The following is a 23633-nucleotide window of genomic DNA, read 5'->3' on the forward strand; positions in this document are numbered from 1 at the left end:
TTCCGAATCATTTACTTGTTGCTCAAGCAAATGATGATAAAAATAAAAGCCAAAAAACGAGAGACTTTTCAACTACAAAAACCAACCAAAAATGAGTGACTGATGTAACACAATTTTCATTTAAGGAACAAAAGATATTTCTTTCTCCGATTATGGATTTACATACTTGTGAAATTATTGCTTATGATATTTCTAAATCTCCCGACTTTAAGCAAATTAAAAAAATTCTACAACAAGCTTTTAATAAATTTAATAATTTAAAAGGATTAATTTTTCATTCAGATCAAGGATGAAAATATCAAATGAAAAAATATTAAAATGCTTTAGAAGAAAAAGGGATTATTCAATCAATGTCAAGAAAAGGGAATTGTTTAGATAATTCAATTATGGAAAACTTTTTTGGAATCCTAAAAAGAGAAATGCTGTATGGACATAAACATGAATTTGAGGATATTGAAGATTTAATTAAAGCAATAGAAAACTACATTGAATATTATAATAACCAAAGGATATCAATTAGATTAAATAAAATGACCCCCACAGAATTCAGGGATCATTCAAATACTTAAAATTTATAAGTCCAACTTTTGGGGCGCATAGCAAGCAGTTTTTTTAAAAATTATTATTTAATTCTATGAAAAATAATTTCACCTTTTTTAATAATGGTGTGATCAAATTTATGATAATCATTAATTTGATTAAATTCTAAATCTTGAACATTTAGTTGCTTAGCAACTTTTGCCATATTATGAATTAAAACTGGTTTTAGCATTGCTGCCATAGCATAAATTCCATTTAATAGTGTATTTAATACAACTTCTAATCGTTCTAAATCATTTTTTAAAGTTCAAGGCTTAGTTTTGTCAATGTAGCCATTTAAATCATTACCTAAATTCATAACTTCCTTAAAAGCATTATGAATTTGAAAATTATCAAATTCTTTTTGGTAATTATTAAATTTAGTAGCAATAGCTGAATAAACATCATTTTCTAATTCAGTAAATTTTTTGGGCAAATACTGTACTGGTTGAGTCAGAAAATTTTGTTCTATCATTGCTGTAGTACGTGATAGTAAGTTTCCAAAGTTATTAGCTAAATCAGTATTTGTTGCAGTTACTAATAAAGCTTCATCAAAAATCCCGTCATCAAAAATCCCGATTTTGCTAACGAAAAAATATTTTAAAATTTCTGAATCATATTTAGCTAGTAATTGCAATGGGTCAATTGTATTGCCTTTAGATTTTGACATTTTACCTTGGGGAGTAATAATTCAACCGTGAGACAAAATTGTTGAAGGTAAACGTTCTCCAATTGCTTCTAACATAATTGGTCAATAAATGCAGTGGAATCTAGTAATTTCTTTTCCTACAACATGCACAATTTCATCACCATGTTTTCAGTATTTTTGATACAAATTATCACCAGGTAAAGAAAAACCTAATAATGATAAATAGTTGAATAATGCATCAATCCAAACATAAACAACATGTTTGGGATCGTTAGGCACCTTAATTCCCCAATCAAAAGAAATTCTGGTAATTGATAAGTCTTCTAATCCTTTATCAATAAAATTGTTTTTCAAGTCATTAATGATTTTTTGAGGAATATTAATTTTTTTATCTTCAGCTAGCGTTTTTTGTCATCACTTTGAAAATTGTGACATTTTTAAAAAATATGATTCTTCAGAAATTTCAATTAATTCATGGCCACTAACGGGGTGATAATATTTTCCTTCTACAAAATTTGCTTGAGTTGGGGTTAGAAATTCCTCATCACTTACAGAATAAAGTCCACGATATAGACCTTTATAAATCAATCCCAAATCTAACATTTTTTGAAAAACATTTTGAATAACTTTTTTATGTTTTTCATCAGTAGTGCGAATAAAAACATCATAATCAATAGCTGATTTTTGTCATAAATTATAAAATTTAGCAACTTGTTGATCAACATAGTCTTGGTTAGTCATGTTGTTAGCTGCAGCTTTTTGAGCAATTTTTTGGCCATGATCATCAGAACCGGTTGAAAAATAAGTATCATAACCTTGCATTTTTTTATAATTCCGCAAAACTCAAGCAATTGTTGTTGAATACAAATGCCCAATATGCAAATCACCTGATGGGTAATAAATTGGGGTTGTAACATAAAACGTTTTGTTTTTATTGTTCATTTTTATAATCCTTATTCTGTTTAATTTTTTGGGGTTTATAAAGTTTTACCACAGCTGGTAAATATTCGTGTTTTGAACTATCTTCGGGATGTAAGTAAATATTAGTTTCAAATTTAGTTCCTCAACCAGATTGAAAACGCGCTTCAACTAAAAAAAATTTTGCTTTTTCATAAATTCGCGGAAAAACTAATTGAATTCTTTTTGGCTCAAATTTATATTTCCGCATTAATTCCAAACAATCCACCATTCGTTCGATCGGCATAACCATTGCTAGATACCCTTTTTGTTTAATAATTTTTGCAGAACCTTGAATAATTTGCTCGAGGTTTAATTTAATTTCATGTGTTGCAATTAATTTTTCATTACTAGAAACTTTTTTAGGCAAATTATTGTTAACTTTATAAAATGGAGGATTGCAGACGATGGCATCGTATTTCAAAGCTTGTTGCTTGTTATGTTGTTTATAAAAAACATTAAAATCACCATTAATAATGTTAATTTGTTGCTCTTTGTGATTTAGCTCTAAATTAAGTTTAGCAATTTCAGCAGCCCGAGCTTGAATTTCAAGAGCATCAATTTGCAATTTTTCACTTCGTTCAGCCATAAAAATCGCTAAGGCACCATTATTTGTACCAATTTCTAACATTTTTTTAACACTGCGATTAATTGAAACAAAATTACCTAATAAAATTGTATCAACAGAATAATTAAACATATCTTTATCCTGGTAAACATACAAATTTGAATCATATCCTAAAGAATTTTTAATTAAAGATGATTTCATATTGCTATATTTTACCAATTTTAATCAACTTCCCGTGTTTTTAATTTTTCATTAGCTTTTTTTCAATCAGGGTAATATAGAGTTAAAATTTTTTTAAACCTTGTACTGTGATTCATTTCAAAACAATGCGCTAATTCATGAACAATCACAGAATCAATTACATCAACTTTGAAAAAAGCTAGTGTTGATGAATAACTAATTAATCTGCAACTGCGATTAAAAGCTCAACTAGTTTTTAAATTATTTATTTCAATTGTTAGTGCTTTTTCAATTCCCATTTTTTTAGCTCATTGTGTTTGTCGTTCTTTTAATAACTCCAAAAATCTTCCATCAATATAATCCAAAATTGCTTTTTCTAATGTAGATTTTTCTATGTTAGGAATTAGATAAATATCTTTATCTAAATAAATTAGATATTGTTGTTCTTTATTTTGTTGAATATAAAAGGTTTTTTTGATTCCAAATAAATAAAATCATCCACTTTCAAGGTCAAACATTTTTTTAGTATAAATTTTTTTTACTTTTAAAATTTTGGGTATTTCAGCTTTAATTAATAAATCAATAACGGCATCACTATTTTTGAAATAATGCGAAAACATAGCAACTATCTCTAAATTTCTTTTATCAATTTTTAATCTAATTTGAAGTGCCTTATTAATATTTTTATAATTAGTATAAACTATTTTGATTCTATAATTCTGACCATCTTCTGCCCATGTAAAAGTAATTAAATCATTATCTCAATCAATTTTAAAATTTTTTAATGAAGAATTTTCCATAGTCTTTTACTTTTGTAGTAATATGTTTTTCAATTTGATCTTTAATAATTTCTACTTTAACATCATTTAATTTAGCTTCCCGTTTGGCCATAACCTCTTGCATTAAAAATTTTGAAAAATTACTTTCAGGAATTTTAAAAACATTGCCGCTGCTAGTTTTAACACCGAAATTAACTGTTTGATCTCCATAAATGTATAAATGCAGTACAGCAACTTCATAATTCACGATATTTTCAATTTCTTTTATTAAAGCTGCCTTGTGTAAATTTAACTTTTCAAAAATAGTAACCTGCTTTTTATGAATTTCTACCCAATCTTTTTGCTCTAAATCTCCCAATACATAATCTTTAGTTGGAAAAATATCTACTACCACAACAGCTTTCCGATTAACGATAATCCCGTCAACAAAATAGTTTTTACCATCAATTTGGTATAAATTTGTAGGTATTCATAATGATTTGTTATTTATGGCAATTTTTTTAATTGCTTCATAGGTTTTATGCATTTGAGTTTCCAATGCTTCTTGTTTATTATTTTGCTGCTTTTTGATATATCAAAAAAAACTTACAAAACTTATCATTGCAATAAAAAAAACAAAACCTAAGGTGATAAAAAAGATTATTCAAATTTGTTGTTGTGGCATAAGATTTCAACTTCCAATTTTAGATTAAAAAAATAATTTCTATTTATATAAAAAATGTTATCATTTATTTTTTAAATTTTGTTTTTTTAGTATAATGTTAAGACAAATTACATGTGTAGATTTTTTTATTATAATTTTCAATATTTTATATTCTTAAATCAATTTAAAATTTAATTTTATAATCATAATAATATAGGAGAAATTTAATGGCTAATATAAAATCAAAAATTAAACGAATTAAAACTAATGAAAAATCAAGAGTTCGTAATGCTGCAATTAAATCAAGAGTGAGAACAGCAATTAAAAAAGTAAAACTAGCAGTTACCAAATCTGCGACTCCTGAAGAAATTAAAGAATTAACTTCAAAAGCTCACAAAGAAATTAACACAGCTTGTTCAAAAGGTGTTTTACATAAAAATAACGCTTCTAGAAAAACTTCTCGTTTAGCACAATTCGTTGAAAAAAATAGTACCAACCCAACAGTTTAAGAAATAATTTAAAATTATCTATTTCTATAGATAATTTTTTAATTTTAAGTTTTTTAATTATTAATAAAAGGACATTATTTATGAAAATTTTTAAATCAATTAAACCAATTCACTTTGCAACTATAGCGTTAGCTACAACTCCAGCGATTTTAGTGGCTTGTGGTGCGCAAACTTTAAATGATGCTACCCAAAAAATATTTGGATCACAAATGAGTGAAAAAAAATTTGATGAAACTTTTGAAAAAGTTATTGAATTATCTAATTCTAATAGGGACTTAGCAATTTATGGTAAATATTTAACTAATACTTCAATTTATGATGCTCAAAATGCGCAGTTTAATCCTAAATATTTTAATAATATAATTTTTGGTGACCGTTTTCTAAAAATTACAGATTTACTAAAAGAATACAAAACACAACCAAGTTCAAAAAACGAGACACCATTGTTTCAAGCGATTGAAACATTCATGAACAAAAACATAGAAAATGCAAAATTGTTTGATAGCAAATATGTGCAATTAAGTGAAAAAATAAGCGGAAGTAATCCCGATAAACTAAGTCAATTACAAACACTAAATGTCGATTTAGTTAACGAAGTTGTAAATTATCTATTATTAAAAAATAACCCTGAATTAGCAACAAACTCTCAAGCACAAGACAAATTAACGAAATTACATAATTCTATTCAAACTAAAATTCAAAGTACTGTAAATTTTGTTAAGGAATTAATGGAGATTTTGGATGAAGTAACAATCACTAAATTTAATAGTTTTTTAGAAGATTTAAATAAAATTCCAGCAGCTGGAAGTAGTGAAAATATAATTAGCCAAAAATTCTTAGAGCTAAAGAAGGATTTTTTGGAAAAACCAAATATTCCAAATTATTTCAATAAAAATCAAACAAATAGTAATTTTTATTCATTAACCCAAATGAAAAATGATTTACAAAAATTTACCGAAATTTTAAAAAATGAAGTAAAGTTAAATGAAGTTTTAAATTCTAAATTACCGGAAAAAGAATTTAACACTCAAAATGAATTTAGTAAAAAATTTAATGAATTTTTATTAACTTTCGAAATTTTTCAACCATTTTTTTGGTTAACTTATGATATTAATTTTTATAATGATGAATTATTTAATGTTAAAAAAGGTTGATATTGAAATACAGACTCATACCTTTATTTAACAAAAGATTTTTATAATAAAGAAATTATTGAAGAATTAAATAAAGCACAAAATTCAACAGATGCAGATATTATAAAAATTCGTGATTTTAATACTAAAAATACTTTAAAAATTCAAGCAATTAGTGCATATCTTGACAGTATTTTTACTAAATTTTTAGAAACTTCAAAAACTCCAGAAAGCATTTTTAAATCAAAAGTGTTGTTTTTGCTAAATCAATACTTAAGTAATTATGCAAATTTGAAAAATTTAGAAAATTTTAAATATTTTAAAGAAGTTTATGCAAATCAGATTGAAAATATTACAAAAGTTGTAAACCAAAATAAAACACAGGTTGAGAATATCTGAGAAGAATTCCTTGATAATTATAAAAATTTTATTAAAAAAATCGATGATATGAATCCTGCAGTTTGAAATGAATTAATTGCTGATTTAAATAATGTACAGCTAAATTTAAACAATCCAAACCCACTTGTACAAAGTTTTATTAAATTTAAAACATCAATGACATCAGAACAAAGTGTTATATTCATTTTGCAACATTTAAAACAATTTTTGGAAAATCAATTAAAGCTAGCTCAAGAAATGGGGCTTGATAATTTGACCCAAATGCATGCGCTTAATATGGAAATAGCAAAATTTAAATAATCAAAACCCGCTAATATAAATCATTTTGACTCCCATTTTATTTAGGGAGTTTTTATGTCCAAAAAATTAACAAATTTTGTAATATATAAATTCAAAAAATATTGAAATAAAAAAATATATTTCTAAAAATTATTTCAAGTATTCAAAAATTTAATAAATTATTTCACTAATTAATTTATTAGGTATTACAAAATACAAAAGAATTTGCTAGAATTAACTAAAATTATAGTAATTGAAAACCGCAATTAGTTTTTAAAACATAATTAAAAAAACAATGATTAACATTCCCTTAATTTATGAATATAAAAAAATTAGCACTTTTGTTTGGAGAGTGCTAATTTTTATGTTATAATGTATTTCGTATTTCTAATAAATGATATTATAGAGAGGTGGAAAATGGCTAAAGAAATAATTTTAGGTATTGACTTAGGAACAACTAACTCAGTTGTTGCTATTATTGAAGATAAACAACAAAAAGTTTTAGAAAATTTAAATGGTAAGCGTACAACACCTTCTGTTGTGGCTTTTAAAAATGGTGAAGTAATTGTTGGTGAAGTTGCAAAACGTCAATTGGAAACAAATCCAGATGCAATCGCATCAATTAAGCGTTTAATGGGAACAACTCAAACCGTTAAGGCAAATGGCAAAGAATATAAACCTGAAGAAATTTCGGCAATGATTTTACAACATTTAAAAGAATATGCTGAAAAGAAAATTGGTCACAAAGTAACAAAAGCAGTTATTACTGTGCCAGCATATTTTGATAACGCACAACGTGAAGCAACCAAAACAGCAGGGAAAATTGCTGGTTTAGATGTGTTAAGAATTATTAACGAACCAACCGCAGCAGCTTTAGCTTTTGGAGCTGATAAAAAAGATAAAGAACAAAAAATCCTTGTTTATGACTTAGGTGGTGGAACATTTGACGTTTCAGTTTTAGAACTAGAAAATGGAACATTCGAAGTTTTATCAACTAGCGGTGACAACCACCTTGGTGGAGATGATTGAGATAATGAAATTGTAAAATGAATGATTGAAAAAATCAAAGCAGAATACAATTTTGATCCTTCAAATGACAAAATGGCAATGGCTCGTTTAAAAGAAGAAGCTGAAAAAGCTAAAATTACATTATCAAATCAAGCAGTTGCTAATATTTCATTACCCTTTTTAGCAATTACAGATAATGGACCAATTAACGTTGATTTAGAAATTAAACGTTCAGAATTTGATGAATTAACAGCTCACTTAGTTGATCGTACTAGAAAACCAATTATGGATGCTTTAAAAGAAGCAAAAATTGAAGCTAAAGATTTAGATGAAGTTTTACTAGTTGGTGGTTCAACACGAATTCCTGCAATTCAAACTATGGTAGAACATACACTAGGTAAAAAACCAAATCGTAGTATTAACCCAGATGAAGTTGTAGCAATTGGTGCTGCAATTCAAGGTGCTGTTTTAGCTGGAGAAATTGATGATGTATTATTACTAGATGTTACTCCTCTTTCATTAGGGATTGTTACTGAAGGTGATATTAATACAGTTATCATTCCAAGAAATACTACAATTCCGGTAACCAAGAGTCAAGTTTTCTCAACAGCAGTAGATAACCAAACCGAAGTAACAATTTCAGTTGTTCAAGGTGAAAGACAAATGGCTGCTGACAACAAAATGTTGGGAAGATTTAATTTATCAGGAATTGAACCAGCACCACGTGGTGTTCCGCAAATTGAAGTTTCTTTCTCAATTGATGTTAATGGAATTACTAAGGTTACTGCCAAAGATAAAAAAACAAATAAGGAACAAACAATTACTATTGAAAATTCAGGTAGTTTAACTGAAGAAGAAATCCAAAGAATGATTAAAGAAGCGGAAGAAAATCGTGAAGCTGACGCTAAGAAAAAAGAAAAAGTAGAAGTAACTGTAAGGACAGAAACTTTAATTTCACAACTTGAAAAATCAATTAAAGAAAATGGTGAACAAGTTGATGCAAAACAAAAAGAAGCAGCAGAAAAACAAATTCAAGAATTAAAAGATTTATTAAAAGAAGAAAAAATAGAAGAGCTAAAAAATCGTTTAGATCAAATTGAGCAAATTGCACAAAGCTTTGCACAATCTGCAGCGAATCAATCAGCTAATAAAGAAGAAAATAAAGATACTTTTACAGCTGATGTAGAAGAAAAAGATAAAAAATAATATTACACAAAATTGTAAAAATAGAAATCTTATTTTAAAACTAACTTATTAATACAACGCAATATAATATTTACAAAAACATCACTACCCTCCTTTCTGTAGTGATGTTTTTTGTCCAAATAAATGACAAATTCCTAATTTTAAAATATGATATAATTTTTTAATATTATTTTGAGATTAACTCAAGTAGAAATGAGAACAAAATTTGTTTCCTTTTACCCTAAAAGATTTTAATGATAATTTAAACCTTGCCATTTTTGTGAATTTCCTAGTTTATGCTGTTATTTTGTTAGTTGGACCAATTATTTTAATTACCCTTATTTCTTTTTTGAAACCACGGATTAAAAAAAGTAGTAACATTTATTTATATGCTTTTTCAGCAGGAATGTTAATTTTAATTGGAACTGTTGGTTTTATGGGCGAAGCTTATCAAAAAGTTGAAAGTTTCGTGCACAATCCCAGTACTGGCTTAGATAGTTTTGTACACCAAAACCCCAATTGAGGTGGACAATTAATTGCAGCTGGAGTTGTAGGTGGCGGAGCATTAATTGGTTTAAGTGTGATATTCATTGTCCGTTACTTTTTTGTGCGGTTTTTTGGCGAAACACATAGTGATCATCATGAGCATGATCACCACGATCAAATGATTAATATGACTGATGTTGATAATCCCAAATCAGCTTGATTAGCAATTTTATTATTACTTTCACATCGTACAATTGATGGGTTTGTTTTGGGGTCAACAATTTCAAAATTAGCCCGTGGTGAATCATTGAATGTTGGTTTGATTGTGACATTTAACTTACATATTGTAATTGAAATTTTAATTATTTATTACCGTCAAATCCAGTATGGCCAAACAATTAAAAAAGCTGTAATTTATAATTTACTAACAACATTTTTATTGTTACCTATTATGTTAGTCGGAGCTTTTTTGCATCAGTACATTGAATCAGTTGGGTTATTACTACCAATCATTAATGCCGGTGGTGGGGCGGTATTAACTTTTGTAGCTGTCATTGAATTGGTACCGGAATTTATTCACCTTCGTAAAGGATCAAAACGGCACTGATATATTACCTTAGCAGCTTTTGCTTTGGGGATTATTTTTGCTTTGGTATTGTTATCTTTCCATAGTCATGCTGAACATGTAAATTGAAACAATGGTAGCATTTTTGATGCGACAATCCCTGTTTAAACAGGAATTTTTTTCATAAATTATTTATAAAAAAGCATTGAAAATTTAAGTTTTTAAATATAATTTTTTGGACATGACAAATTTTTTTAACTTAACTTCAACAAACATTACTCCAATTTTCTCCGAAACTGCGGAATCATATTTCCCAGAATTTTCGGGACACATAATCTGAATCAATATTCTTGTATTACTTTTTGGATATTTAATGGGTTCATTAAATTTTTCACTAATTTTTTCAAAGCTATGAAAAAAAGAGGACATTCGTGACAAAGGTTCTAAAAATGCCGGAGCCACAAACACATTGCGTGTTTATGGTAAAAAGGTTGCTTTAGCAGTTTTTGCACTAGATGCTTTAAAATCATTTTTTGCCGTACTATTTGTTTGAATTTTTGCTTCGCAAATGTTTTTAACAACATTGAATATTCACTATGCAAATATTTTTCCAACTCTTGCCGGCGTGGGAGCAATTTTTGGACACATGTTTCCAGTGTTTTTTAAATTCCGCGGCGGAAAAGGTGTTTCTTCATTTTTTGGTTTATTACTAGCAACTAATGTTTTATTATTTTTAATTGCCGTTTTATTATTTATCATTATTGTGATTTTTACTAAATACGTTTCAGTTGCCTCGATGGCAGCGCCAATGATTGCAGCATTTTTAGCTTTTATACCATTCATGACGCAAGCGCCACTTGGAACATTAAATTTTACAGGTAATTTATGATGATGGACACAATTATTTTGATTGCCGCCAATTTTCCTAATTTTAACCCAATTAACCATCATTTTTGCTCACCACAGCAATATTCAAAGACTAGTTAACAAAACTGAAAATGCTTTAAATTTAAGTAAATTAAAAGCAAAGCGAAAAGATCGTAAATAATTTTATGGCTGTAGCAATTATTGCAGAATATAACCCTTTTCATAATGGTCATATTTATCAAATCAATTATGCTAAGCAACAATTTCCGGGCGAAAAAATTGTAGTTTTCATGAGTGGAAAATATGTGCAACGTGGAGAATTAGCGATTGCTTCATTTGCTCAACGCAAAGCTGCAGCTTTAGCTGCTGGAGTTGATGAGGTGTATGAAATTCCGTGACAAGCATGCATTCAAGCTGCACATATTTTTGCTCAAACAGCTGTAGAATTAGTTGCTAAACACAAGATTGACAAATTATTATTTGGTAGTGAAACTGATGATGTCGATCTTTTTATAAATATAGCTACTTTAATTTATCAAAATGAAGCTTCTTATAATCAAGTTTTAAAACAGTATTTAAAAACTGGGCTTTCATTCCCAAAAGCTGCGGCTCTAGCGCTTGAAAAATTAAGTGGTAAAGCAATGACATTACCTAATGACATTTTAGGCTTAGAATATGTCAAAGCTATCGTATATAATCATTATCCGATTAAACCGTATTGTTTAAAACGTACAGTTGGTTTTCATTCATTAGAAAGCAACCAACAATTTGCTTCAGCAACATTATTACGGCAAATGATTTATCAAGGTCAAGATATTTCTGATTATAGTCCGATGCGTTTTGAACAAATTCCCGAGCGAATTGAAGATTATTATTCACAATTTCAAACAATTGTAATTAACAAAACTTCAGAACAACTTCGAACAATTAAGTTAGTTGATGAAGGAATTGAAAATTTATTTAAAAAACATATTACTGCTCCAACTTATAATGATTTTGTAGCACAATGTAATTCCCGCCGCTATACTTCAAGCCGCATTAAACGAATTATGCTACATATTTTATTAGATATAAAAAAATAAACATATGATAACTATTTAGCTTAAAATTTTAGCTAATAATTAGTCTTAAATAACGCAGTATTTAAGTTACTTTTTTAATGAAAATAATATAAGTACTAACTACAATTAACAAAAATATTTCTACAAACGTTACTTAACACGCTAGAAATATTTTTTTATTACAATTTTTTAAAAAAACACAAAAGTGCTTATTTTACTAAATTTTTTAGTAAAATATTGACTTTTTTTTGCTTTATAAGGGTATCGCTATATATATATATATATATATAGTAAAATGTAAGCACTAATACTAATAGTTGCATTGTTGCTTCATTGTATTAGTTTTAATAACTAATTTATCATTGCGATATTTCATTTTTTAATTTCTATTATATTAATTATCAATATTTGTATTTAATAAATTACATATTAGTTTTCAAAATACTAAAACTAATATATCCAATTGTTTAAAGAGGTTTTTATGAAAGATTCAAAAAAACAAGCTTTTAAATTATTTAGAAAAACTGCAATGTTTACTTTAGCAAGCTCACCTATTGCTATTTTTGCTTATTCAATTACTGGAGCTACATTTGAAGATGGCACTAATCTTCCTAGAGATGGTGAAAATTATGTTGATTGATTAACTAGAGTTTTTCATTATTTAACTCAAGGGCAAAAAAATACATATGCTCCAATTTTAAAAAGACACCTTAATACAAGAGAAGTAAAAGCTTTAAATCTTCTTATGCAAGAAGTTCGTATCCAAGTGGCTTTTGGTACAACAAATTTTATAGATAAAACAGGATCTTATGTAACTGCTATAAGTGACGCTTCTAACTCAAAATATGTTGATGATTTTATACTTGCTCATTTTAAACTTGCAGAAGTAGTTTTCAAAGATTACTCTGTAATTGATCTTGTAACAATTCAAAATTTACGAAGTGATTATCTTGAAAAACTAAATAAACTTGATGGTTTTACAGTAAATATTAAAAAACTTATTTATGCTAAAACAAATTTAACAAATTCTCAAAAATTAGCTTTGTCTACAGTTGTAGCAAACGAGTTGAGAAAGAAGAGGAGAAATGATTCTGACGATCAGAACAATTTTAACTCTGCATTTTTGGATAAAGTTAATGAGTTCAAAAAACAAAATGAGGATCTTGATGCGGCGATGAAAAATTTAAAAGATGTAGTTGCTGAATATAATACTAAAAAATTAGGAAGCAAATATTTAACTTCAACATCAACAACCAAAAATGCTTTTGATACAGCGTTAAGAAGTGGTACAATAATTCCAGAAACTTATACAGAAATTGATCCTACTGAAGTACAAAAATTAACAGATAAAATTATTGAAACTTATAAAAATCTTGATGGTACTGATAAAAAAGATGAATTGAAAGCAAAATTAAAAACAGCACCTTTTAGTGAATGAAATGATGCAATAATCACTGTAATAACTAACGAAATTGATGGAGCAACTGAATTACAGTTACCGGGTATTGAATCTAAACTTGATAAATTAGGCGTTGAATATACAAACGCAAAAAATGAGATCAATAGTTTAGAAAATTATAAAAACGATCCTGCTAATGAGGTTGATTATAGATTAGCTAAAAATGAGAAAAAAACTAATTTTGATAAAAAAGTAGAAGCACTAAAAACCAAACTAGACAATGCAAAAGACAAAACTGGTGGGGCAGAATTTTGAAATGATACTTCAAAAGCTGATTTTGCTAATTCACTTTCAGCTGCTGAAGCTGCAAAAGATGAACTAAAAGGTAGAGAAAATAAAGAAGCAATAATTACTAAAATTACTAATGATTTACCATATATAGATAGCATTACAAAAACAGAAGTTGAAAATTCATTAGACAATAAAACATCGACACCAGATTATGAAAGTCTACAAAACCACTTTACCAATCTTAAAGCAGCTAATGATAAATACAATGATTTAAAAAATGAATTAAAAAAATATACTGACGCAATCGGCAATCCACAACATGATTTAGCGACCACAGTAACAACTTTAGATAAAAATGTGGTTGATGCTTTAAATGTGATTGTAGGAGCTCCAAAACTTGTTAGTCTTTCTAATTCAACAAGAATTGATACCAATAAAATTACTGCTAAAAATGGAGCTGCAGTTGATGCTGCTATTGCAATCATTACTGACGCAATTTCAAAACTTGATGGACTAGAAATTTTAAAAAATAAAAAACAAGCAGCCATCGAAACTGCTAAAACAGCTATAGATGAACTTGGTTATTTATCGGCATCAGAGAAAAAAACATTCAAAGATGAGTTGGATGTCCTTGACATTAATAATGCTTCAGAATTGCTTGATTCTTTTGAAAAAAACCAACTTACTCCAATTAAAATAAAAGCAACTAATTTAAATGAATTAAATAAAGCTAAAGCTGATTTAAAAACAAAGTTAACTAAAGTTCCATTTAATAAATTAAATAATCCAACAATTGAAGCATTTAAAACAAAAATTGATACTGTAACTTCAATTACTGCTTTAACACCAATTAAAGATGCTGCCAAAGCATTAGCTGATCAAATGGATGCTTGAAAAACAAAATTTAGTGATTTAGAAACATTTAAAACAACAAATGAAAGCTACACATTAGCTTCAGCAACATTAAAAGCTGCTTTTGATACAATTGTAAATGCATTAAAAAATAAAATTGAAAATCAAGATATTTCTAGCCAAACTCCAGCATCAATTGAAAATGAATTTTTGAATGTAGAAACAGAAAAATCTAAGTTAGATGGATTGTTAAATAAACGAAAAGAAGAATCAAGAGAAAAATTAAATAAAGACCCTTTAACTGCATTAAATGCAAAAACTATTGCAGAAATTAATCGTCAAATCAATAGCGCTACAGATATTACTACATTAGATGCTCTTGACAAAAAAGCGACTAAAATAGCTACTGCTTTTAAAGCTTTAAAAACTAAAATAGAAGATTTAAAGCCAATTATAGCCTCGCCAAATTACAAATTAGCTAGTCAAGATAAACATGATTTGATGAAAACTAGTTATGACGCATTAGAAGCTGAAGTTGCAAAAGATGAAAATATTTTAGATACACTTGACACTGCTTTTAATAATTTAGTTGATGAAGCAACAACAGTTGCAGAAAAACTAGATGGAGATAACAATTTAACAACTGCAAAAACAACAATCGGCGGTTTATCTAATTTAGGTATTCAACAAAGAAATAATGCTGATAATAAAATAAGTGACATAACAAAAGTTATCTCAGCCAAAGGTCTAAATGATGCAGTTTCAACTTTTACTAAAATTAATGCTGAAATCGGTAAATCAAAAACAACAATCGGCGGAATAGATGGTTTAATTGATTCAGAAAAAGAAACATTTAAAACTAAATTAGAAGCGGTTGACATTACCAACCTTGATGAAATTCAAGCTAAAAATGCATTTGACAAAATTGAATGAGAAGCTAAAAAAACGGCTTGATATAATAAAGGTATAAAAGACATTGATGGATTAACTCATCTAGCTCCTGCTTTAGTTCAAAAAATTAAAGAAAAATTAAGTAGTTTTAATAAAACTGATACTTCAGAAACTGAAGTTGCATTTAAATTAAAAGTTGATAATTTTGTAAATAAAGTAAAAGCATTAGATGCTAAATTCACTAATGAAATTGCGACTGAATTTAATAAATATGTTGGTGAAATTGGTAAAACAAAATATGATGAAGCCACTAATAAAGATGACCAAAACACTAATGTGTTTAATGCAATAAATGAGATAGTAGCTCCAACTTTAACAAAACCGGGTACATTAACAAACACTTATTCAATTAATACATTAAAAATTGGGTTAGGTACTAGCACAGCTGATATTGAAACAATAATAGATCAATTATCTAATAAAGCAACTGAAGTTGCTAAGAAAATCAAAAAAGCTAAAGAAGATTTAAATGGTGAAATAGTTTTAGCTGACAAAATAACTAAGAAAAAACAAGAATTAATTAATAAAGTTAATACTACTCCAGAATTTGAGGAATTATCTGAAGATGTAAAGCAAAAAATTTTAAAAGAAATTAACGATGCCACTTCTTTATCTGAACTTAGTGGTATTGAAGCTAGAATCAATGCTGCAAGAGATGTGATTAGTCCAATTAGAGAAAGAATTGCTGAACTTAAAGAAAAGCAGAAAAATGATCAAAATTATTTATTATCTGATCTAACACCTAATAAATCAAATTTTAATGCTGTAATTACAAAATTAGAAAATCATTTAAAACAAAATTTATTTGATAATACTAAAAAAGAATTAGCACAAACAGATTTAAATAGTGCAGATGATACAACTGTAGATAAACTTTTAAATGGAACAACTAATTTAAAAGCAGTTGTAGATAAAATAGAGATTTTATCTAATTTAAGTGAGAAGCAAAAAGAACAAGCAAAAGCTAAAATACAAAGTTTAGCAAAAACAGATTCTAAAGCTAAATTAGATGAAGCTGATGAATTGTTTGCAAAATTTGATCAAAAAATTAAGGCGGCAAAAAATACGATTGGTGCTCTACCACATTTAACAAGCAGTTCAATAAATGATTTTGTTACAAAACTAGGTGAAATTGATATTACAGGTCTTAATGAAGCTGCAGCTGCAGATAAAATTAAAGAAATTGTTGATGAAGCAACAGCTTTAAACACTTCTTTAGGTGATGGATTAAATAAACTAAAAGCAGCAATAAAAACTTACACCGATGAAATCGGTAAACAAAAACACGATGTAACGGAAAATGTTGTAAACATCGATCAAAAAGTATTAACCGAGCTAAAAAAAGTCGTTGCCGGTCTTACTGACACAACACTAACTAATGGATTTAATATTGATGATAAAAAATTATCATCAAATGATGTTGTTGCAATTCAAAATGCAACTAGAAACATTCAAGAAGCTCTTGCAAAATTAAATGGTGATAAGGAGATTAAAAAAGTAACAGATAAATTATCTGAAGCCCCATGAAATACTTTAAATGAAGCAACTAAAGAGGCTATTAGAAATGCTGCAAATGCTACTACATCATATGCTGCACTCCAAGGAGCTGTATCAAAAGTCGATCAAACAGTAACTAATGCTAGAAAAATTCAAACAGCAATTGATGAATTAAAAGAAGTTGTTAAAACAGCAAATTATAAATTAGATGAATTAGCTAAGCAAAATGACTTTAATACTAAGTTAACAGATTTAGAAACTCAGTTAAATTCAACAGCTGATCTTTATGACAAAACAGCAAGCGACATTGATAAAATGATAGAGCCTGCTAAAACTGCATCTTCAGCACTTAAAGGTGATGAAAATAAACAAAAAGCAATTGAAGCAATTAAAGCTCTAACAAATATTCCCGAAACAACACAAAGAAGTTTGCTTGTTTCTAAAATTAATAATGAAATTGACACCAAAAATAAATTAGATGATTTAGTAAGAGATTTCAGTGAAATTAACACTAACATTGGTATTAAAAATGATGAAATCAAAAACTTTAATCATTTTTCAACTGAGTTAAAAGAAGAGTGAAAAACAAAAGTTGCTAACATCGATATTAATTCTAATAAAACTACAATCTTAGCTAAAATTGATGAAGAATTTGAAAAAGCTAAAGCAATTAATGATAAATTTAATGATTTAAAAGCTGAAGTTGCTAAATATAAAGATATATTTACCAAACCTAAATATACTGAAGCAACTGAAGAAAATAAAACTTCTCAAAACAATAAAGTTAAAACTGCCTTAGAATCTGTTTTAAAAGATAAAACATATACAAATATTAAAACTGAGTTAGCTGAATTAACTCACGAAACATTTAAATCAGGGACAACTTTAGGAGATATAAACAATGCAATTGCTAAAATTTCTGATGCACTTAATACATTAAATGGTTTAACTAAATTAAGTGAGGAAAAAAATAAAATTAAGCAAAAAGTTAATGATACTGGCGGAACTTACAATAAATTAAATGATGATACTAAAAATGCTATTATAAAAGATATAGATAAATCAGACACTGATACAAAAACTGAAGTTAATGATATAGATGCTAAAGCAACTAAAGCTTTAGATGTTTATAATGAATTATTAGCTAAAATTAAAGATTTAACAGATTATAAAGTAGATAAAGATTACAAATTATCAAGCGAAACAACAAAAGCTGCTTTTGATGATTTGCTTGAAAAATTAAAAGAGGCATCTAAAACAAATTTATATGATGACACAACTCGTGCTGCTGCCGAAACTGAACTTGCAAAAGTTACAAATGTTAAAAATGCTTTAGATGGAAATGAAAATCTAGCAACAACTAAATTAGAAATTGATAAATTAACTAATTTACTACCAACAATGGTAACTAATATTAAAACTGACTTAGATAATATTGATAAATATAGTGATCATGATGCACTTCAAAATGCAGTTACAAAGTTCCAAGAAATTAATACTAAGTTAGGTGAAGTAAAAACAAATATTGATAATTTAGATCATCTTTCAGATGCTGCTAAAGAAGATTTTGTTACCAAAGCAAAAACATTTGATTTCAATAATAATAAAACTGATATTTTAAATCATATTTCAACAACCGAAGCAACAGCTACTGCAATTAATACAGAATATCCAGCGTTTAAAAAAGCTTATGATGATTATAAAGAGGTGATGGCTACTGCGGATTATGTTGATGCAACAGATTCGGTTAAAACTGAACAAGATCAAAAAGTTGCTGCTGCAACATCAGAGGTTTTAGATGAGACAACTACTCCATCACTAACACAAGATCTAGATGGGAAAATCAAAGTTGGTGTTACTGCATCAGATATTCAAAATGCTAAAACAAAAATTGAACAATCATTAGCAGCTTTAGATGGAAATGAAAATTTAGCCAAAGCTAAAACAGCAGTTAGAAATAAAACTGAAGCTGATGGTGAATATAGTTCATTTAGTGATGCAACTAAAACAGCAATTAATGATGCAATAGATAAAGCTAAATTTGCTGATAAAGTTAAAGAAATTGACAAAAAAGCAAAAGATAGTTTAGACACATTAAAAGAAATTGATGAGACTATCAAAAAGCTTGAAGATGCTAAAAAAACAACTGACTATAAATTAGCTAATGATGATAAACGCAAGGCTGTTGATGATGTTTTAAAATCATTAACAGATTTAAAAGATAGTAATTTATTAGAAGACACCACAAAAACAAAATTAGTTGAAGATAAAACAAAAGCGGAAAAAGCTATTAATGAATTAGATGGTGATGAAAACTTAGATACAGCTAAAAAAGAAGTTGACAGCTTTACAAATATTCCTGAAAAAGAAAGAACTAAAGCTAAAGATAATTTACCAACTTCTTCACTCCCCGATCTAAGAGAACGGGTAAAAGATTTAGATGAGATTGATAAAACAATTGGTAAAAATAAAGATACAATTGATAAATTGCCAAATCTTGATAAACCTACAAAAGACAAATTTAAAGATGAAGCTGCTGATATTGATGTTACAAAAACAAAAGATAAAAACACTAAGCATACTGATGATGTAACTGAAAAAGCTAAAACATTAAATGATAAATTTATTGGTTTTAAATTCGACCTAGATGAATATATCTCATTACAATTAACACCAACTTATATTGATGCAACTAATAAAGATAATGTTAATAAAAGAGTGTTGGATGCAATTAACAGCACTCTTTCAGCCACAGTAAATTCTGCACTTGATGTTAATGATTTAAACACTTTCAAACATGGTGTAACTACAACTGATATTGATGCAGCATTAAAAACAATTAAGGCCGCAATTGGTGAACTAGATGGAAATCAAGTTGTGGAAGCAGCTAAAGTTAAAGTCAGTGATGAAATTTGAAACGGTGATAAATACAAACGCTTATCACATCTTACTAAACAAAGTTTGCAAACAATGATTGATGCAATTAGTAGTAATCAAACTAATTGAAAACAAAAATTAAATGATGTTTATATCGCAGCTAACAAAGCACTTGATCGTTTAGATAAACTTGATAAAGAAGTTGAAAAAGCAGAAGAAAAAGGTGATGTAGATGCTAGTGTAAAATCAAAAGAAGCACTTGATGGTGATTTAACTATTCCTGTTGCTGAAAATAATCCTATACCTAGAGCTAATGGTGAATCAAATCCAAATAAATTCTTATGATTCTTATCATTACTTATCCTACCTATAACTGCACTTTTCTGATTCATAATTGCAAAAAGTAAAAAATAACCAAAAATAACTTAATTTATTAAACTTTAGCAACTCCAAAACAACATATAAACATTCATTAATGTATCTAAATAAAGGACATGTTGATGAATGTTTTTTTATTAACATGACCTAAAAAATAATAAGAAAAGCAAACATAAAAAAAATAAAAAATTTAATTCAAATATTTAAAGCTGCTAACAACATGAAACTAAAATACATTACAACATATGAAAAAAGCCATGAAAGCGGAAGTGAAAAACATTATCTATACCAAGGAAAAGATAAAAACAACAAACTGATTTCAATAGGTTACATTAAACACTATGACAAGTACAAAAAACTAATTAAAAAAGTTTATTTTAATTTAGACACTGAGGAAGGCCAAAAAATAACCTACTTAATTGATGGCACAAAATTCTTATCAAGATCAAAAGGAAAACAAAACTAAGGAGATAAAAAAATCCAAAGAAAATTTTACATGAATGGCTCTATCCATCTATCAATTATTAAAAAAATTTAAACAACAAAACCTTTAATTTTAAGAATTTAGAAGCTAATAACAAAGAAAATTTACCACAAGCTAGATTAGTAATTGATTACACAGTTTGAAATAATGGAGAAGTAAAAACTACTGACAACTGGGAAATATCACTTAAAGACAAAGACTTTTTTATTAATGGTATTAAAGCAACTATTTCAAAATATAAAAAAGTCTTATAAAAAAATTTAAACTTTTTACCTGATGATTTTCAACTACTAGCTGTTACATCTATGTTTGCTATATTGTCTAAAGTAGAACAAAGAAAAATATTTTTTGAAAAGTTTTTATTGAACTCACTGCACATAGCAAATCAAGTCTTAGATACAACGAAACAATAATGGCCTGAATATGAAAAATATAAAGATTTAGTGGAACAACTATGAAGTAATAAATTTTCAATCTCTGACTTTATCAAAACTTATAAAGATGAAATCAAGGCGCTGGAATCAAAAATTAATTCCAACTTAACACCTTATAATGAATATATAGATCAGGATAAGCAAAATCTCCAATAAATTATTAATGTATGTGAAGAAACGAACAAAATTAGGGCTATTGATGCTATGGAATTTAAATCTAATTTAATTATCTTTAATGATGAAGTAGCAGCTAAAATTGCTAATTTAAACCATAAATTACTTTCTTAAATCGTCTATGACTTGAAATTTTAAAAGTAATTAAAGAACAAATTAAAAAGTTGAATTTATCTGTTAAAATTGATTTCATTAAGTATGACAAAAATAATTTTGCAAAAGATACTTTTAATATGAAATGAAGTAATGTGCCTTTTAGCCAATTAAATCATGGTAGCCAAGTTAAGGCATTAATTGAAATAGCTCTATTATTTCAAAAGCAATTACGTGTGTCGCTCCCCATTATTTTAGATAACACTGAAAGCCTTGATGAAACTAACTCTAAATTATTAATAGAACAGTATCCAAACGTGCAATTTATTACAACGAAGGTAAAAAAATGACAATACATTCATTTGGTAGTTCTAGTGCTGGGAATTGCTATTTATTAGAAGATAAAGATTTCAACATCGGAATTGATATTGGAGTAAACGCTATCCAACCAGAAAACTTTTCATTATGGAATAAAGCTAAATATTTATTTATTAGCCACGAGCATGTAGACCATACAAGGTATTTAAAAAAGTTTTTGGGTGAAATTCCACAAGGTAAAGTTGTAATAAACCCCAAATCTTATGAGTTTTTAATTAAAAAACGTTCTGATTTTTTTAAATTAAAAGACAGATTTATTTTCCTGGATTACAACCAAGAAATTACCCTAGAAAATCAACTCGATGTTAAAGCAATTAAAATTAATCACAACTCAACAGCTAATAATGGCTATATTATCAATTTAACTAATGGCAAGAAACTAGTTTTCTTTACAGATTGCGGCAGTTTCAATTATGACCTTTACCCACCAGAATTATTTGCTAATACAGACATTTTCATGATTGAAAGCAACCACCTAGAAAATGATGAATTATTTTTAGACTATAAACAAATTGGGCAATATTCAAACAAAGGGCATTTTAGTAGGCAACAATCATTAGAATTTATTGACTATGTAAAACCTAGCGACAATGCTAAATGACTTTTTATCCATACTTCTAAAACTAATTACCCTAACCCAGAAATTAATAATGTAGTTTATCAAAAACTAAATTTAAATTTTACAAGGCTACCTGAAAACTATTTCAAAATAAGATGCTAGAAAAAGAGTTGGAAAATAAACTTAAAAAGTTTTTAAAACAGCACAAGATAGATTATTTAAAAGTTTATGGTTCACTATATCAAAAAAGTGGTATTGCTGATTTGCTAGTGTTTCATAAAAAATTATGTTTATGCCTTGGAATTAAAAAGGGATTTAAAGAAAAATAAACTTAGCGCATTACAAGTAGCAACTGCTTTACAATACTATGATAATTTAATCACTCTATTTGTTACGCCCAAAATTTTAATTTTATTACCCAACACATTACAGCAAACAAGTTTGGAATTTTTAAAACAATATTATGAAAAAAAGTTATATAAATACCAAGAAACCTCTTTAAGTAAGGCATTACAGCATAAACGGTTTTTGTTAGCACTTGATATGGGGTTAGGAAAAGCTTTTACAGGTTTAAAGTGATTAGAAGCAATTAAAAAACAAACGATTTAAGCACCATTATTTTAGTAGATAGTAAAAAGGTGGCTGATTGAATAAAAGAGCTTGAAGAGCTTAATTTTACCAACATAAACAAGGTTGAAACTAAAAAGGAAGTAGAAAAATTCCAAAAAATTAATGAACTAAAAAATCAGATTTTTGTTATCAGTTATCAAAGATTTGTTAATAACTTAAAAAATGGTGAAAAGATGATTTTGTATCGATCCATTAATTTAATTATTGATGAAAGCCAAGTGCTAAAATCTCCTACTACTAAAATTAGTAAATTAGCCCTCGAATATACTAGCTTATATGAAAATTTACTGCTTTTAAGTGGAGACCCAATTTCTAATGGTTATGAAAATCTCTATGTGCAAATGAAACTTTTAAAACTTTTCCCGGATGGATTTAGCTGAAATATTTTTTTAGAAACTTACACTAGATTTTGAGTTCACCCCGAACATAAAATTAAAATTATTTCAGGCTATAAAAATGAAGAAGATTTAACATCTTCGCTCCATGAAAAAGCCTATACATTGAAAACCCAAGATGCAATTGATTTACCTAAAAAAAACTATTTAAATATGACATTAGCAACAATGCCTTTTATGAAACTTTTAAAAAAATAAAGCAGTGATTACATCCGAGTTTGTTATTTCCGGTAATGATTTTATGACTTATTTTCACAACCTAAGAATGTTAAGTTCAGGGATAATTAAAGTAGAAGAAAATGAAAAGGCAATTTGTAAAATGCCATCAAGTGAAAAAATCGAAACTTTAAAAATGTTATTAGAACAATCCAACTTTAATTTCACCCTCTTTTAT

19 protein-coding genes are annotated in these 23633 nt (G+C 27.4%); 15 read left to right on the forward strand and 4 right to left on the reverse strand.

Annotation, left to right across the window (positions count from 1 at the left end; all coding sequences use genetic code 4):
• Together ACW95P_RS04025 and ACW95P_RS04030 are read left to right on the forward strand one after the other, a co-directional pair.
• Positions 1–317 (forward strand): transposase (locus ACW95P_RS04025; RefSeq protein WP_457961961.1); only part of this gene is annotated, 317 nt, incomplete at its 5' end.
• A 24-nt stretch (positions 318–341) separates the two neighbouring features.
• The gene (locus ACW95P_RS04030) at positions 342–569 is read left to right on the forward strand and encodes an IS3 family transposase (protein ID WP_457962009.1); all 228 of its coding nucleotides are present in this window, start codon (positions 342–344) and stop codon (positions 567–569) included.
• A 53-nt stretch (positions 570–622) separates the two neighbouring features.
• Here the strand turns inward: ACW95P_RS04030 and metG are convergent, their stop codons facing one another.
• From metG to ACW95P_RS04050, 4 genes are read right to left on the reverse strand one after another with little or no spacing between them, the layout of a single operon-like run.
• Complete coding sequence (gene metG, locus ACW95P_RS04035; RefSeq protein WP_457961962.1) at positions 623–2170, reverse strand: methionine--tRNA ligase; 1548 nt, start codon at positions 2168–2170, stop codon at positions 623–625.
• A complete protein-coding gene (locus tag ACW95P_RS04040) occupies positions 2160–2954 on the reverse strand; it encodes a tRNA1(Val) (adenine(37)-N6)-methyltransferase (protein WP_457961963.1) in 795 nt (264 codons plus the stop codon). The genes metG and ACW95P_RS04040 overlap by 11 nt, the downstream gene beginning before the upstream one ends.
• Before the next feature lie 20 nt (positions 2955–2974).
• A complete protein-coding gene (locus tag ACW95P_RS04045) occupies positions 2975–3733 on the reverse strand; it encodes a YgjP-like metallopeptidase domain-containing protein (RefSeq protein ID WP_457961964.1) in 759 nt (252 codons plus the stop codon).
• The gene (locus ACW95P_RS04050) at positions 3705–4238 is read right to left on the reverse strand and encodes a hypothetical protein (RefSeq protein WP_457961965.1); all 534 of its coding nucleotides are present in this window, start codon (positions 4236–4238) and stop codon (positions 3705–3707) included. The genes ACW95P_RS04045 and ACW95P_RS04050 overlap by 29 nt, the downstream gene beginning before the upstream one ends.
• Before the next feature lie 344 nt (positions 4239–4582).
• Here ACW95P_RS04050 and rpsT point away from each other — a divergent pair, with 344 nt between their 5' ends.
• The 13 genes from rpsT to ACW95P_RS04115 all read left to right on the forward strand — a co-directional run bounded on the left by rpsT (position 4583) and on the right by ACW95P_RS04115 (position 23437).
• Entirely contained in the window at positions 4583–4864 is a 282-nt protein-coding gene (gene rpsT / locus ACW95P_RS04055; protein ID WP_457961966.1) for a 30S ribosomal protein S20, read from the forward strand.
• Positions 4865–4944: 80 nt separating this feature from the next.
• Positions 4945–6696, forward strand: coding sequence for a hypothetical protein (locus ACW95P_RS04060; protein ID WP_457961967.1), 1752 nt, complete (start codon positions 4945–4947; stop codon positions 6694–6696).
• A 396-nt stretch (positions 6697–7092) separates the two neighbouring features.
• Positions 7093–8889, forward strand: coding sequence for a molecular chaperone DnaK (gene dnaK, locus ACW95P_RS04065; protein ID WP_457961968.1), 1797 nt, complete (start codon positions 7093–7095; stop codon positions 8887–8889).
• A gap of 259 nt (positions 8890–9148) precedes the next feature.
• On the forward strand, positions 9149–10087 hold the full coding sequence (locus ACW95P_RS04070) for a ZIP family metal transporter (protein WP_457961969.1): 939 nt from the start codon (positions 9149–9151) through the stop codon (positions 10085–10087).
• Between the two features lie 73 nt (positions 10088–10160).
• Positions 10161–10967: a glycerol-3-phosphate 1-O-acyltransferase PlsY gene (plsY, locus tag ACW95P_RS04075; RefSeq protein ID WP_457961970.1), complete on the forward strand. Its 807-nt coding sequence runs from the start codon at positions 10161–10163 to the stop codon at positions 10965–10967.
• A gap of 4 nt (positions 10968–10971) precedes the next feature.
• A complete protein-coding gene (locus ACW95P_RS04080; protein WP_457961971.1) occupies positions 10972–11868 on the forward strand; it encodes a nucleotidyltransferase in 897 nt (298 codons plus the stop codon).
• Positions 11869–12328: 460 nt separating this feature from the next.
• The gene (locus ACW95P_RS04085; protein ID WP_457961972.1) at positions 12329–20128 is read left to right on the forward strand and encodes a hypothetical protein; all 7800 of its coding nucleotides are present in this window, start codon (positions 12329–12331) and stop codon (positions 20126–20128) included.
• Between the two features lie 184 nt (positions 20129–20312).
• Entirely contained in the window at positions 20313–20558 is a 246-nt protein-coding gene (locus ACW95P_RS04090; protein WP_457961973.1) for a hypothetical protein, read from the forward strand.
• 461 nt (positions 20559–21019) lie between these two features.
• A complete protein-coding gene (locus tag ACW95P_RS04095) occupies positions 21020–21166 on the forward strand; it encodes a hypothetical protein (protein WP_457961974.1) in 147 nt (48 codons plus the stop codon).
• Between the two features lie 182 nt (positions 21167–21348).
• On the forward strand, positions 21349–21675 hold the full coding sequence (locus ACW95P_RS04100; protein WP_457961975.1) for a hypothetical protein: 327 nt from the start codon (positions 21349–21351) through the stop codon (positions 21673–21675).
• Complete coding sequence (locus ACW95P_RS04105) at positions 21624–22376, forward strand: MBL fold metallo-hydrolase (protein WP_457961976.1); 753 nt, start codon at positions 21624–21626, stop codon at positions 22374–22376. The genes ACW95P_RS04100 and ACW95P_RS04105 overlap by 52 nt, the downstream gene beginning before the upstream one ends.
• A 135-nt stretch (positions 22377–22511) precedes the next feature.
• The gene (locus tag ACW95P_RS04110; RefSeq protein ID WP_457961977.1) at positions 22512–22823 is read left to right on the forward strand and encodes a hypothetical protein; all 312 of its coding nucleotides are present in this window, start codon (positions 22512–22514) and stop codon (positions 22821–22823) included.
• Positions 22824–22852: 29 nt separating this feature from the next.
• Entirely contained in the window at positions 22853–23437 is a 585-nt protein-coding gene (locus ACW95P_RS04115) for an SNF2-related protein (protein ID WP_457961978.1), read from the forward strand.
• The last annotated feature ends 196 nt before the right edge of the window (positions 23438–23633 follow it).

The organism is Mycoplasma pogonae (assembly GCF_054170725.1).